Below are 14,725 nucleotides of genomic sequence, written 5' to 3' on the forward strand. Positions count from 1 at the left end.
AGCGCAATAAATGTTGTTAGAATTTTCATTTTAATTCTCCTATAAAAATAATTCTAAAAAAATCATCTTTGTTCAATCCAATTCAATTTTTCTTATAGACTCGTACATAATCAACTTCCATTTGTGCAGGAAAAGCAGCTACATCAATTCCCTCTGCCCCACCCCAATTACCGCCGACTGCAAGATTCAAAATTAAATGAAATCGTTTATCGAAAGGCCAATACTGCCAGTCTTTGTTTTCATTTGTAAAAGTAAAATACATTGTGTCATCAATATAAAAATCAATATGATCCTCAAACCATTCAATTGCATATTTATGAAAACTCGTGATAGCGGTAGGAATTGTAAGCAAAGCAGTCTTTTGAGTTCCGATTGTATGATTGTAAGCTAATGTATGAATAGAACCATGAATAACATTCGGATCATAACCTACGTGTTCCATAATATCAATCTCACCGCTTGAAGGCCAGTTGCCATATTCCCAATCTGTCGGCAGCATCCAGATAGCTGGCCAGGTTCCCCGTCCGGCAGGAATTTTTGCCACGACTTCAATACGCCCGTAAAGCCAATCGCCTTTATATTTTGTTCTCATTCGAGCCGAAGTAAAATCACGGCTTTGATAATCTTCATAGATAGCTTTGATGACAAGATGCCCATTTTCAATAAAAGAATTTGTTGGGAGGTTGGTGTAGTACTGCAATTCATTATTCCCCCCGCCATCGCCGTTTACTTCATGTTCCCATTTTGTTAAATCAATGTTTGCTGCAGTAAACTCGTCATTCCAAACTAAAGTATAACCGGGAATTTCCGGAATGTCGCTTGTTGGAGTTGTAGTTGAATCTTCTTTACTGCAGCCTGCAAAAGAGATTGAGATGATAGCTAATTGCATCAGTATGATTTTTAATAATAATTTTCTTTCCATTTTTCACCTTTTGTTTAAATTATTGCAAATTAGTTTTCTGCTATAGGCAATCCATAAAAGTTTAAAGTTTGCTTTGTCGAGAACTCGTCTTGATAACATGCTATTTTTTATTCAACTAACTCAAACTGTGATTCTATTAAATCAACAGAGTCTGTCCCAACGTAGACTTTAAACATTCCTGATTCTGATTTGAATTTCATATCAGCAGCAGTAAATCGTAAATCTTTTTCGTGGATAGTAAAGTTGACAGTTTTTTCTTCACCACGTTTTAACATTATCTTTTTAAAACCTTTTAATTCTTTTACAGGACGAGTAACGCTTCCAACTAAATCTTGAATATACATTTGTACAACTTCTTCACCTTCGTACTTGCCAGTGTTTTTTACTTTTACTGATACAACAATTGAATCATCTTGAGTTATTTTATTTGTGCTAAGATTTAAAGAACTGTACTCGAAAGTTGTGTAACTTAATCCGTATCCAAAAGGATAAAGCGGAGTTAAAGGAAGATCGAGATACTGGGAAGTGTAGTGGTTTTCCTTATCTCCGGGTCTTCCTGTGTTTTTATGATTGTAGTAGATTGGAACCTGACCAACGGTTCTTGGAAATGTTGCAGGTAATTTTCCACTTGGATTGTAATCACCAAATAAAACTTTTGCAATTGCATCACCAGCCATTGTACCGGCAAACCAGGTTTCTAAAATTGCATTTGCATTTTCATTTAACCAATTTATAGACAGTGGTCTGCCATTCATTAAGACAGCTATAATTGGTTTACCTGTTTTAAATAATTCTTTTGCAAGTTCTTCCTGCACGCCGGGTAAATCAAGTGAGGAACGACTGCATGCTTCACCACTCATATCTCTATCTTCGCCGATGCATAAAATTATCACGTCAGATTTTTTTGCTTTTGTTACAGCATCCTTAAATCCTGATTTATCCTGATCATCAATATTACATCCTTTTGAGTATAATATTTGTGAACTTCCATCAACATAATTCTTAAATCCTTCAAGCACTGTTGTTACATCAGCAGTATCACCTAATCCACCCCAGCCGCCAATCGGATCTTCACTATTGTTTGCAAGTGGACCAATTACAGCAATTTTTTTGTAATCTTTTTTAAGTGGAAGAATATTTTTTTCATTCTTTAACAAAACAAATGATCTTTTAGCAACTTCAAGTGAAGCTATTTTAATATCGTTGGTCATTATATTTTTTTGTTCGCGTTCTTTATCGCAGTAAGCATAAGGATGATCAAACAGACCGAGCATAAATTTTATTCTTAAAATTCTTTTTACAGATTCATCAATTGTGCTTTCATCAACTTTACCATCATCAACAAGTTGTTTAAGATGTGTGATGTAGGAGCGTGATTCCATATCCATATCTAAACCGGCATTTAAAGAAATCTCGCCAGCTTGTTTAAGATCGGAAGCAAAACCATGATTTATCATTTCACCAATCGAATTCCAATCACTAACTACAAATCCTTTAAATCCCCATTCATCTCTTAAAATATCATTAAGTAAATATTTACTTCCGGAAGAAGGGATGCCGCCAATCTCATTAAACGAAGCCATTAATGTTTGAGCCCCGGCTTCGACTCCTGCTTTGTATGGTGGTAAATAAACATCGCGAAAAGTTCTTTCAGAAATATCAACAGTATTATAATCTCTTCCGCCCTCGGCACCACCATAACCAGCATAATGTTTTACGCAAGCGATGATATTTAAATCAGAAAGATTGCCTTGATAACCGCGAACATGAGCAGCAGCCATTAACGAACCCAGATAAGGATCTTCTCCAGCGCCTTCCATAATTCTTCCCCAGCGTGGATCGCGTGCAATATCAACCATTGGGGAAAATGTCCAATGTATTCCTGCAGATGCAGCTTCTATCGCCTGATAGTGAGCCGACAATTCAATTAATTCCGGCTGCCATGTTGCAGCCTCGCCAAGGGGGATGGGAAAAGTAGTTTTAAATCCGTGAATAACATCGAGTCCAAACATTAAGGGTATTTTCAATCTTGATTCTTCAACAGCAATTTTTTGAAGTTCATAAGTAAACTCAGCACCAATTGCATTCAGGAATGACCCGATTTTTCCTTCGCGGATTAACTGCTTGTATTCGTCATCTACTGATATTTTAATTGTCGGACCCCACCCTATACCGTAAGAAAGTTGATTGAGTTGTCCAATCTTTTCATCTAAAGTCATTAAAGAAAGCACAGAATCAACCCGTGCAGAGATTTTATCCGAATTTGAAATGTTTGTTTTATCAGATGAAGAAAATGAGAAGAATAGAATTATTGATAATATAAATAAGGCTGAATGAATTTTTTTGGAATGAATCATTTAATTGCTCTTACTAATTTGTTCAATAAGTTAATCCAAAACCATAAGGAAACAGAGGATCATAATTTGCATCACCAAAGTTTATTGGAATTTGAGAAACGGATTTTGCCCAGGAAAAACTTAGTTTACCGGTAGGCGCAAAATCTCCAAACAAAACATCTGCTACCCCCTGCCCTTCAGTGCCAGGCAGCCAGGCAGCAACAAAAGCATCGCAATCATCTATTACATTTCCTAAAATTAGTGGACGACCTGAAATAAGAATTATTACAAAAGGAATACCTGCTGATTTTACATTTGCAATTGTTTGCAGGTCTTCGTCTGATATTACAGGATTATTGTTATCACCATCAAATTCGGCGTAAGGAGTTTCACCAATTACCACAACAGCAAGATCATTATTTTCTGCATCGGTTCCATCCTCTGAATAATTTACAATTGTAGAAGTTGAAACAGTATTTTGAATTGCTTCAAGAATTGTTGTTCCGGTTGTAATATCACCGCTTCCCCCCTGCCAGGAGATTGTCCAACCGCCACATTGGTAGCCAAGGTTATCTGCCGATTTTCCAGCAACTAAAATTTTACCTGTTGTTTTTGAAAGAGGTAAAAAAGAATTTTCATTTTTTAATAGCACGAGAGATTGTCTTACACATTCACGAGCAACTTCACGATGTTCAGCAGAACCAATTTGTGTAGTAAATGATCTGTCTGTGAATGGCTTGTCAAACAGCCCTAATTTGAATTTGATATTAAGAATTCTCCGAACTGCATCATTAATTCTTTCGATACTGATTTTCCCTTCATTAACCAATTCTTTCAAATTAGTTATAAACTCAATGTACTTATCAGGAACCATAACCATATCAATCCCGGCGTTGATAGATATTTCGATATCACTTTTATAATCTCCGGGAATTGCATCAATTGCAGCCCAATCGGAAACAAGAAATCCATCGAAACCAAATTCAGTTTTTAAAACATCCGTCAGCAAATATTTATTTGAGTGCATCTTCACACCATTCCAACTGCTGAATGAAGCCATCACCGAACCAACGCCTGAATTTATTGCAGACTGATATCCGGGCAGATGAACCGTTCTTAAAAATGTCTCATCACAAACAGTATTGCCCTGATCATCACCGTTAACTGTTCCACCATCGCCGGCAAAATGTTTCGCACAAGAAAGGATTGCACCGGGCGCGGAAAGATCATCACCTTGGTAGCCTGTAACTTCGGCTTCGGAAAAGATAGAGACAAGTTCCGCATTTTCAGAAAAACTTTCATAAGTCCGACCCCACCTTTCATCAAGAGCAACTGCAATGCAGGGGGAGAATGTCCAGTCTATCCCTGTTCCGGAAACTTCAGCAGCCGTAATTTGTGCAGCCTGTTTTACCAATTCCGGGTTACGTGTACAGCCCATTCCGATGTTGTGTGGAAAGATAACCGCACCTTCAACATTATTGTGACCATGCACTGCATCAATACCATATATCAGCGGAATTTTTAGTCTTGTTTGAAGCGCAATGCTTTGATAGTCATCGTACATATCAGCCCACCCTTGCGGTGAATTATCTTCTGGAGCAGAACCGCCGCCGCTCAGCAGTGAGCCGAGATAGTATGTTTTTATGTCCTCAATAGATTTTAAGTATGCGCGATCAACCTGCGTCATCTGTCCGATCTTTTCGTCAAGAGTCATTTGTTGAAGCAGAGTTTCAACTTTGTCATCAATGCTCTGTGGTTGATCAATATTGTTGCTTGAATCATCAGTGCAGGCAAAGCTAAAAAGAATAATAAGTGCTAAATTTATTTTTAGAATTATGGTTTTCAATTTGATATTCAACCTCTTAAAAAATATTCATTTAATTTTTATTTTTATCAAGTTCATTCCAAATAAGAGCCGCTGAACCAAGTATTGCGGCGTTCCCATTTTTTAGTCCTGAAGGAAGAATTTTTACTTTGTCTTTAAAAATATTGAGCATGTATTCTTCCATATATTTTTTAGTTGGTTCTAAAATTAATCCGCCGGCATTGGCTAACCCGCCGAAGATAATTATCGCCTCCGGACTTGTATGTGCAACAGCGTCCGCCAGCTTTATTCCGAGTATCTTTGCAGTTAGATCGAATGCCATCAATGCAATTTTATCTCCTTTTAATGCTGCATCGCTTATCATTTTAGAATTCAACTCATCGAAAGAAATTTCAGATAACAAACTTTGATAATTTGTATCGGCAAGTAGTTCAAACACAGTTCGTTTAATTCCACTTGCAGAGGCGTAAGTTTCAAGACAGCCTTTTCTGCCGCATCCGCACTGCCTTCCACCTACATCATAAATTGTGTGCCCGATCTCACCTGCAAATCCATCGTGCCCATAAACAAGCTCGCCGTTGACAATAATTCCACTCCCTACGCCTGTACCAAGAGTAATAACAATAAAATCTTTTAGACCTTTACCTGCACCAAATTTCAATTCGCCAATTGCTGCCGCGTTTGCATCATTAGTAATTGCACACGGAACTGAAAAATATTTTTCACATAATTCGACAATATTTACCGTTCCCCAATTAAGGTTGGGTGGAAGTTCGACTGTTCCTTTATAATAATTTGCATTCGGTGCACCGACTCCTATTCCAACAAGTTGATAATTATTTTCAAGAGAAGAAAAAAGTTTTTTTACTTCGGGATGGAGCCGGCTAAATAATTTTTCAGCGCTTTCTTGAGAATGAGTAGGAAATGAAAACTCAACTAATAATTTTCCTTCCGGATCAACAAAACCAAATGCAGTGTTAGTTCCGCCGATATCAATTCCAAGTACTACTTTTTGTTTCATAAAATTATTTTAAGCAGTTTTCGCGAAAGTTGGAATGTGTCCCTTCAAACCATAGAAGGCGATATAAATGTAACAAAGCACCGGCAAAATAAATGCGTGATGAATTCCAATATTATCAGCAAGAAATCCTTGAGCTAAAGGAATTAAAGCCCCGCCAACAATTGCAGTACATAAAATCCCTGACCCCTGCCCGGTGTGTTTTCCTAAACCGTCAATAGCCAGAGTGAAAATTGTGGGAAACATTATTGAATTGAATAAACCAACAGCAAGGATACTCCACATGGCAAACTGTCCAAAAGTTAGCATTGAAGTAATTACTAATACAGCGGCTACAACCGCCAAAATTGCGAGCGTTCTGCCCGGCTTTGTTTTTCCAAGGTTGAAAGCGACATAATTAATAAACACTAACAGAAGGAAAGTTAGTGTTTTTGAAAATCCAGCAAATGAAAACGAGGATAAGTTTTGATATTCTTTTGTAACGTAACTTGCCAGACAAATTGCAAGTATAAAAACTCCAAGAGCATAAAAGTTTCTTTTTTTCAAATCAGTTAAACCGGAAAGAGTAATCGAGCCGAAAAATCGTCCTATCATTGCCCCGCCCCAATATAAAGCAACGTAAGTGCCCGCCTGACTTTCTTCCATCCCCAGAAGCTCCTTAAAATAATTAACAAGAAAGCTTCCAATTGCAACTTCACCCCCTACATAAACAAAAATTGCAACTGCGCCCAAAACTAAATGTCTGTATCCCCATGCGCTTTGGTGATGATGGTCAAAACTTCCATTATCACCTGAGCCTGAACTTGAGCTTGAACTTTGATTTGCTGCTTCAATTTTAGGAAGCTTGAACAATGCAATAATTACTGCAATTAAAACAAGCATTCCGGTCAACACCAAATATGGCGTCTGTACTGATCCTGCTTCCATCAGCTTGTAAGCTTCTTGATCGGACAAAGTAAGTTTAGCAATTTCATCGGCACCCTTTACTGCAATAGCAAGAATAAGAATAGATCCTATTATAGGTGCAATCGTAGTTCCAAGTGAATTAAATGCCTGCGACAAATTTAATCTGCTCGATGCAGTTTCAGGCTTGCCTAAAATTGCCACATAAGGATTTGCCGCCACCTGAAGTAATGTAATTCCGGAAGCTAAAACAAATAGAGCTAATAAAAATATTTCGTAAGAACGATAGCCGGCGGCAGGATAGAATAATGCTGTACCACCTGCTGCGGTTAACAATCCGATAATGATACCGGACTTATAACCAATTTTCTCTACAAGAATTCCCGACGGAAGCGAAACAATTGCATACGCCGTAAAAAAAGTAAACTGAACCAGCATAACCTGTGTATAATTAAGATCAAAAATTGCTTTAAGGTGCGGGATAAGAATATCATTCAAGCTTGTAATGAATCCCCACATAAAAAAGAGTGACGTTAAAACAATAAGTGCTGGTGTATAATTAGTTCCATTGTTGACCGGTGAATTGTTAACATTCGTTGAAGGTGTTGAAACAGCCATGAAGTTCTCCAGATTATTTCTTACTGATATTATTGAATTTGTTTATGGACAATTTTTATGCCCTTATTTATTTTATAATTTTTCTAAATGGCAATATGATTTCAACTAAATATTACTTACGGCAAGAATTTCAAAATTTCTTAATTATCATTTTAATAAGTTTGGTTATTAAATTGATAAATCATTGTACAAATAATAAATACTTTTTAACATTTAAGATTTTTAAATTGAGTTTGAAATTTTCGAACTAATAATGTTCGAATACTAAAAATGAATGTAGCCAAATAACAGACAACAGATGAATCTCGAAAAAATATTTTATGTTGTGATAAGCACAATTCTTGTGATTGTTCTTGTATTGATCAGCTATCTTTTCACTCCTTTTGGAATAGAGAATAATTCTAATCACAAACTTGTTACAATTTATTATGTTGATCATATCTCAACAGCACATCAAAAAGTTATAGACATTTTCAATAAAAAATATGAGGGGCAAATAAAAGTTGAAACGATCAATCTATCATTCGAAAAATTTAGCACGAATGAAAGGAAGGAACTGCTTGCAAGATATTTAAGAAGCAAAAGCAGTAGGATTGATATTTTTTCAGTTGATCAGATTTGGGTGCCGCGTTTTGCAAGGTGGGGTGTACCGCTTCAAAATTATTTAGACAGCAATGCTGTTAGCAGCCTCATTCCAAATGCTATGCAGACTTGTTACTTCCAAGATACTCTTCTTGCTGTTCCTCTATACATAGATATTGCTGTGATGTTTTACCGGGATGATCTTTTGAAAAATTTTCCTGATTATAATTCCATTGTTAATGAACTAAGCAAGTCAATTACCTGGGAAAATTTCATCAAACTTCATCAAAGGATTAATTCTCAAAGTCCTTTTTACACTTTTCAGGCAGATGATTATGAAGGTTTGCTGTGCACATTTACTGAATTAATGGCTGGTCAAAATAAATTGATTGCAGATAAAGATGAAAATATTTTTGTTAATACTCCGGAAGGTAAAAAATCACTTCAGCTTTTAGTTGATCTAATTCATAAATACAAAGTTTCACCCAAAGAAGTTACTTATCTAAAAGAAAATGAGAGTTTCAAATTTTTTGCTGAACACAATGGTTATTTCCTTCGCTCGTGGTCAAGCATGTTTGATGATGAAGTTGAATATCTTACTGATGAAATGCGGAAAAATTTGAAAATGGCACCGATGCCACATTTTGAAAATACCAAACCAGTGTCGGTATACGGGGGGTGGAATTTAATGATTTCGAAATTCTCCGGAAAAATTCCTGAGGTAATTAAGTTTGTAAAATTCCTGATGAGTGAAGAGTCGCAAAAAGTTATGTTTGAAGAAGACGGGTATCTTCCGACAAATATAAATATTTATAACGATTCGGATTTTACTTCAAAGCACAAAGAAATTATTTTTTTCAAAAATCTATTTAAAACAGGAGTTCATCGTCCATTCATGGAGGGCTACACAAACGTATCCGACATACTTTCTTATTATTTGAATTCATCCATAAAAGGTGAAACCAATGTTGAGGAGGCACTCCGTCAGGCAGAAAAGAAAATATTAGAAAAATCTATTATGGTTAAATAGTTAATATGAAAACAAAAAAGGTTTTTGAAAAAATAAGAGAATATCATTTTGAATTTAAACATGTTACTGTTCTCTTCATTGTACTTTTCGCTTTTCAGTTAATTGTTTCATTTATAAATAAAGCCGCAATACGAAATTTTCTTAACACTACTCAGGAGTGGTATCAAAAAGAATCTGCAGAAGAAATTGCAAACCTCACCACCACCTCAATCGAACTTGTGCTCGAATCGTTCGATCCAAAAGAAGAAATTCGAAAAGAAAAGGCTGAAAAAGTAATTCAGTCATTTGATATTATTTTCAGTCAGCAGCAGTTAAAGCATAATATTCAAGGGCTTTATATTCTTGTGCGCAGAGGTGATAACATTTATGCAATTGATGACGGTAAAACTCTTTACTCTTTCTTAATTGATCATGCTAAAGTTGATTCTGTCTTTGATAGGCAAAAGTCAAGAGTTGTAAATATATACAAAGAAATTGAAATGGACTTGAACTCTAAGGAACAAATAATCAGCATTTTATCGGAGGAAAAAACTTTTAATATTTTTGTTCCATTCGTACTCCGAGGAGAATATATCGGTGCTGTTTATATGAGAAACACTCCCGATTTTTCTTTTATCACCGATGAAATTATTTCTAACTATGATGAAACTTCTATAATCTATATTTCTCTTATACTCCTCGGGTTACTTGCGATGTATTTTATTTCATCATACACAGTAAAGGAAAGAGATGAAGCTCAGAAACTCTTATTTGACGAACATGAAACAAGTTTGACGAAACAAATAAATTATCAGAAGGAACTTGTTTTTACAAAACGGATCTACCACACCCACCATAAAGCTGAAAAAATTATGGGATTTATTAAAGAGGATTTGCGTAAACTTTCTTCTGAAAATATTAATGAAATTAAATACCGTGTTAGTAAATATTCTAACTTCATTTCAAGAGTGATCTATGATATGAAGTGGTACGATCCGCCAATACAAACAATACGCAATGCAATGTTCAAAACGAATTTGAATGAGGTTATTAAATTTATTGTCAATAATATTTTTTTACGCGTTGCTACAGCAAGCTCAGCTTTTAAGATTAGTCTTCAACTTGATGATAATCTTCCAATAGTTAACGTAAACGAATTTGTTATTTGGGAAATCATTGAGCCATTGATACAAAATTCATTAGACCATGGAGGTGAGCAAAACCTGGTTATTGATATAATTACAAACTATGATGCTGAAACAAATCAGAGTACTATAATTTTACAAGATAACGGCAAAGGTATTTTGCCCGACCTTCTTGAAAAAAATGAAGAGGGATTGAAAAAAATCTTTCTGGAAAATGTTACAACTAAAAAAACGGAAATGCAAAACAGCGGATACGGCTGTTATATCTCTTATGAAATTTCAAAACGCTGCGGCTGGGATATTGACGCTGATAATACTGACGTCGGCGGGTGCAGATTTACTATAACTATTCAAAATTAAAATCGGAAATCTCGATGCTTGGAATAAATAAAAAAATTCAAATACTGCTTATTGAGGATGAAGAATATGACGTTAGACGAGTCAAAAATACTGTTCAGCCTTTCGAGGATAACATCATCATCTCAGATATTGTCTCAAATGGAAAATCGGCAATTGATCTTTTAACCTTGAAGAAAGATATATTCGACATTGTGATTATGGATTTTCAAATAGCCGGGGGTATTATGGGTGAATCTCTTATTCAAAAAATTAAGGAGATTGAACCTTCCATTCAGATAATCGTAATAACAAAAATGACGATTAATATTTCAGATTATAATTTTGCCAATCGCTTGTTAAAGGCTGGGGCTTTCTGGTACTGCACAAAATACCCCGGTGATATTGAGGAATATATTTATCAACCAACCGATTTCATTTTAAGTATTTTTAATGCTTACGAAAAATGCCTGCTCGAAAGAGAAAGATCGCGTTCGAATGCAAAGTTAGTTAAAAACGTTGAAGATGTTTTGATTCAAAAAAGAATCATAGGCAGTTCACAGGTTATTTCGCAGTTAAAAAGTGAAATTGGAAAATATGCTCAAAGCAATGTTAACACCTTAATCAGAGGTGCTTCGGGCACCGGCAAAGAACTTGTTGCTTATAATATTCATTACAGAAGTCAGCGCAAGCTTGAAAATTTTGTTGTAATAAATTGCGGCAGCCTTCCAAATGATTTAGTCGAAAGTGAACTATTTGGATATGAAAAAGGTGCGTTCACCGGAGCCGATAAAAAAAAACTTGGACTTTTTGAAATAGCAAACAACGGAACTGTTTTTCTTGATGAGATTACCGAGCTGCCTTTGCAGGCTCAGGTAAAAATCCTTCGCGTAATTCAGGACGGCGAAATTGAAAAAATTGGTCGCACAGAAAAACTGCGCGTGGATGTTAGAGTGATTGCCGCAACTAACCGTAATATCGAGGAGGAGGTAAAAGCAAAACGCTTCAGAGAAGATCTTTACTATCGCCTTAATGTTCTGCCGATTTATGTTCCCGAACTAAAAAACCGTAAAGAAGATATTCCACTACTAACAGATTATTTTCTTTCGATGTTTAGTGTTGATATGGGAAAAGATAAACCGGTGATTCCGCAAGAAACAATTGAGATAATGACGAACTACGATTGGCAGGGAAATGTGCGCGAATTAAAAATGTCATTCAACGATTTTTATTTACTGACCAAAGTGTAATTACTCCTGCAATTGCAAAAAGAGCCATTGAAATTATCGACCCGATCAGCGGCATAGACAGTTCGGACGAATACAAATTTTTTACTCCCAATAAAATAATACCATTAAAAGAAATGGAAAAAATCCTTCGCGAAAAGTATTTTAAATTTGTCAGAGAAAATACTTCCTCGGATACAGAGGCTGCAAAACAGCTCGGTTTAGCTCCGCCAAATTATTATCGCATGTGTAAAGAACTTGGACTAAAATAAAATTTATTTATCTTTTTAATAATTAGATCTTATTAGAATAATAAGAAAAGATTTGATTCAGTATTTATTAAAGCCGTTTAGTTTAATACACCGTAGAAAAATCTTGGTACTATAGTTGAACTGCCTTTTATAAATTAGCATTATAGTTAAAGGTTCAAATTATGTTTAACAGCGTTATTCCCGCATTTAAGAAATTATCAATCGTTATAATCCTCTTATTCTCTACAGATTCATTTGGGCAGGTTGCGAGTCTTGAAGCAACTTTCAGTTTAAATGAAATCGAAGGTATAAATGTTCCTTACCAAAATGGAATGCCCGTACCTTCATTTGAAAAACAAAATCGTAGCATTATCAATCTAAAAGGCGAATGGAAAAAACAAAGATTTAACGCTGACGATAATATCACACTCGCTAAACGTGATGCGGCAGGTTATCAAAATTTAATTAATGAAGCCGCCGAAAGGTACCTTCCTTCCTATGATGACAGCGGTTGGGAAACAAAAATACTTCCCGCCGTTGAAAATGAAATGCATACTTATCCAACCGTGCCGGAATATTATGAGGATGGGGTGTGGTATCGAAAAGAATTTAATGTTGATGCAGCCGATGTAAACAACTTTATAAAATTAATGTTCTATTCAGTCAATTATGTCGCCGATGTTTGGGTCAATGGTAATTATCTCGGCTATCACGAAGGCGGTTACACTCCATTCGCTTTTGATGTTTCACCATTTCTTAATTACGGCGGATCAAATCTAATAGCTGTACGTGTTGATAATCCGGGATGGGGCAACAGAAATGATATTGTTCCATACACAGATTGCGATTGGTTTAATTACACGGGTATAATTCATGATGTTTATCTTGAAATAACAGATCGTGTTTCTGTGATCAGAGCTAATATAGTTCCGCAAAATATAAGCGGCGATGTTCAGACCACACTTATAATTTCAAATAATGACAATGCTGAGAAAGATGTTACAGTAAATATGCAAGTATATGAGGCTGATATAAATGAGAGTAATATCCATTCCGAATCAGCTTCCGAAATTTTAGGTTCATTGATAAGTGTTTCGGGTGTAATTACTACTTCATTATTAATTCCTGCGGATTCAATTGGAGTTTGGCAGACAAATATCACTGTCACCAATCCAAAACTCTGGTCAATGAAAGCACCAAATCTGTACGTGATGAAAATTTCATTATCAGTCAACAGTGTTGTTGTTGATGAATATTACACTCAGTTTGGTATTAGGAAATTATCGCTCGATGGTGATAAGGTTAGACTAAATGATAAAGTTATTTTTCTGCCCGGTGTCGCTCGCCATGAAGATCATCCAATGCTTGGCAGAAGTATTCCGATTGATACTATCTATTCTGATTTACAAAAAGTTCAAGCTATTAATTCTGTTTCATTACGAACTGCACATTATCCAAATCATCTTCAAACATATTTACTCGCAGATAGGATGGGGATTGCAATTATCGAAGAAATTCCTGTCTGGCAGTTTGATAATCCTACTGCCTGGGAAATTCAAAACAACACAAGACACATTCACGAGCAAATGTTCCGCGAGATGATTTTTAAAGATTACAACCGCCCTTCGATTTTTCTCTGGAGTACAGTGAATGAGTGTCTTGATGTACCTAATAGAAAAATTTTTATCGAAAAAGTAAATCAGGATTTGAAACAAAATTATCCCGATGGAAGATTCATTGTTCAATCAGCCGCTGCAAATAGACCAGGACCCGAAGATGATTCTCAAAACGTTTGCGATGCTTTAGGATGGACTATGTACTTCGGGATTTTTTACGGCGACTCATACTTCGCCGATACATTTAATTTTATTAACGATGCTAAATCATTTTTCCCGGACAAGCCGATACTCGATACAGAGTTTGGTTTCTGGTCTTCTGAAAATGGTTCCACAACTCAGGAACAGGTTGATGTTTTCACTTTAACATTCCCGGCTTTTCAAATACATGCGGCGTTAAGTGCAAATGGCAATGTTAATGAAAATGGTGCGCTGCTGGGTTGCACCTGGTGGTGTATTTTTGATTGGTATTCAAATGGACATCCGTTTGGATATCAAAGCATGGGTTTGTACGATATGTTCAGAAATACATTAAAACCTGTTGGCAATGTTTTAAAGAGTGCCTACTCACCATATTTCCAAAACGGAGGCACAGCAACCGGAATCAACGATTTACAAATTGAAGTGCCGGAAAAATTTTCACTTGGACAAAATTATCCAAATCCATTTAATCCCATAACTGTTATTCGTTATACAATCCCAACAACTCCCCTCTCCTTTGGCGAGGGGTTGGGAGTGAGGCTAAAAGTGTTTGATGTTTTAGGTAATGAAGTAGCAACACTCGTAAACGAACCACAACAGCCCGGAACATACGAAGTAGAGTTTAACGTAGGACAGGCTTTTAGCCTGTCAAGCGGCGTATATTATTATCAACTACGCGCAGGTGATTTAATTGAGACGAAGAAAATGATCTTACTCAAATAATATCAAGTCGCATT

The 14,725-nt window shown here is 35.9% G+C and carries 8 protein-coding genes and 1 pseudogene; 4 read left to right on the forward strand and 5 right to left on the reverse strand.

The features are described 5' to 3' along the window. Nucleotides 1-82: 82 nt before the first annotated feature. From IPH11_05745 to IPH11_05765, 5 genes are all read right to left on the reverse strand, one after another. Nucleotides 83-922, reverse strand: a complete 840-nt coding sequence (locus tag IPH11_05745) for a glycoside hydrolase family 16 protein (protein ID MBK6913177.1) — start codon at nucleotides 920-922, stop codon at nucleotides 83-85. A gap of 107 nt (nucleotides 923-1,029) precedes the next feature. Beyond that, nucleotides 1,030-3,279, reverse strand: coding sequence for a beta-glucosidase BglX (bglX, locus tag IPH11_05750; GenBank protein ID MBK6913178.1), 2,250 nt, complete (start codon nucleotides 3,277-3,279; stop codon nucleotides 1,030-1,032). 22 nt (nucleotides 3,280-3,301) lie between these two features. After that, nucleotides 3,302-4,972, reverse strand: a complete 1,671-nt coding sequence (locus tag IPH11_05755) for a glycoside hydrolase family 3 C-terminal domain-containing protein (GenBank protein MBK6913179.1) — start codon at nucleotides 4,970-4,972, stop codon at nucleotides 3,302-3,304. A 163-nt stretch (nucleotides 4,973-5,135) separates the two neighbouring features. Beyond that, nucleotides 5,136-6,104, reverse strand: a complete 969-nt coding sequence (locus tag IPH11_05760) for an ROK family protein (protein MBK6913180.1) — start codon at nucleotides 6,102-6,104, stop codon at nucleotides 5,136-5,138. Between the two features lie 9 nt (nucleotides 6,105-6,113). After that, nucleotides 6,114-7,622, reverse strand: coding sequence for a sugar MFS transporter (locus IPH11_05765; protein ID MBK6913181.1), 1,509 nt, complete (start codon nucleotides 7,620-7,622; stop codon nucleotides 6,114-6,116). A gap of 298 nt (nucleotides 7,623-7,920) precedes the next feature. Between IPH11_05765 and IPH11_05770 the strand changes: the two genes are divergently transcribed. From IPH11_05770 to IPH11_05785, 4 genes and pseudogenes are all read left to right on the forward strand, one after another. Then, on the forward strand, nucleotides 7,921-9,234 hold the full coding sequence (locus IPH11_05770; protein MBK6913182.1) for an extracellular solute-binding protein: 1,314 nt from the start codon (nucleotides 7,921-7,923) through the stop codon (nucleotides 9,232-9,234). A 5-nt stretch (nucleotides 9,235-9,239) separates the two neighbouring features. Continuing rightward, nucleotides 9,240-10,718 carry an ATP-binding protein gene (locus IPH11_05775; protein MBK6913183.1) on the forward strand — a complete coding sequence of 493 codons (1,479 nt, stop codon included), beginning with the start codon at nucleotides 9,240-9,242 and terminating at the stop codon, nucleotides 10,716-10,718. A 14-nt stretch (nucleotides 10,719-10,732) separates the two neighbouring features. After that, nucleotides 10,733-12,192 (forward strand): annotated as a pseudogene (locus tag IPH11_05780) (sigma-54-dependent Fis family transcriptional regulator). Between the two features lie 161 nt (nucleotides 12,193-12,353). Continuing rightward, nucleotides 12,354-14,711: a beta galactosidase jelly roll domain-containing protein gene (locus IPH11_05785; protein MBK6913184.1), complete on the forward strand. Its 2,358-nt coding sequence runs from the start codon at nucleotides 12,354-12,356 to the stop codon at nucleotides 14,709-14,711. The last annotated feature ends 14 nt before the right edge of the window (nucleotides 14,712-14,725 follow it).

Source organism: Ignavibacteriales bacterium (genome assembly GCA_016709155.1).
GTDB lineage: Bacteria > Bacteroidota > Ignavibacteria > Ignavibacteriales > Ignavibacteriaceae > JADJEI01.

What these genes read in the sequence shown, in the direction of transcription:
- IPH11_05755 (MBK6913179.1), bottom strand. Translation starts at nt 4,972, where the DNA reads ATGACTCTTGACGAAAAGATCGGACAGATGACGCAGGTTGATCGCGCA.
- IPH11_05765 (MBK6913181.1), bottom strand. Translation starts at nt 7,622, where the DNA reads ATGGCTGTTTCAACACCTTCAACGAATGTTAACAATTCACCGGTCAAC.
- IPH11_05785 (MBK6913184.1), top strand. Translation starts at nt 12,354, where the DNA reads ATGTTTAACAGCGTTATTCCCGCATTTAAGAAATTATCAATCGTTATA.
- IPH11_05745 (MBK6913177.1), bottom strand. Translation starts at nt 922, where the DNA reads ATGGAAAGAAAATTATTATTAAAAATCATACTGATGCAATTAGCTATC.
- IPH11_05775 (MBK6913183.1), top strand. Translation starts at nt 9,240, where the DNA reads ATGAAAACAAAAAAGGTTTTTGAAAAAATAAGAGAATATCATTTTGAA.
- IPH11_05760 (MBK6913180.1), bottom strand. Translation starts at nt 6,104, where the DNA reads ATGAAACAAAAAGTAGTACTTGGAATTGATATCGGCGGAACTAACACT.
- bglX (MBK6913178.1), bottom strand. Translation starts at nt 3,279, where the DNA reads ATGATTCATTCCAAAAAAATTCATTCAGCCTTATTTATATTATCAATA.
- IPH11_05770 (MBK6913182.1), top strand. Translation starts at nt 7,921, where the DNA reads ATGAATCTCGAAAAAATATTTTATGTTGTGATAAGCACAATTCTTGTG.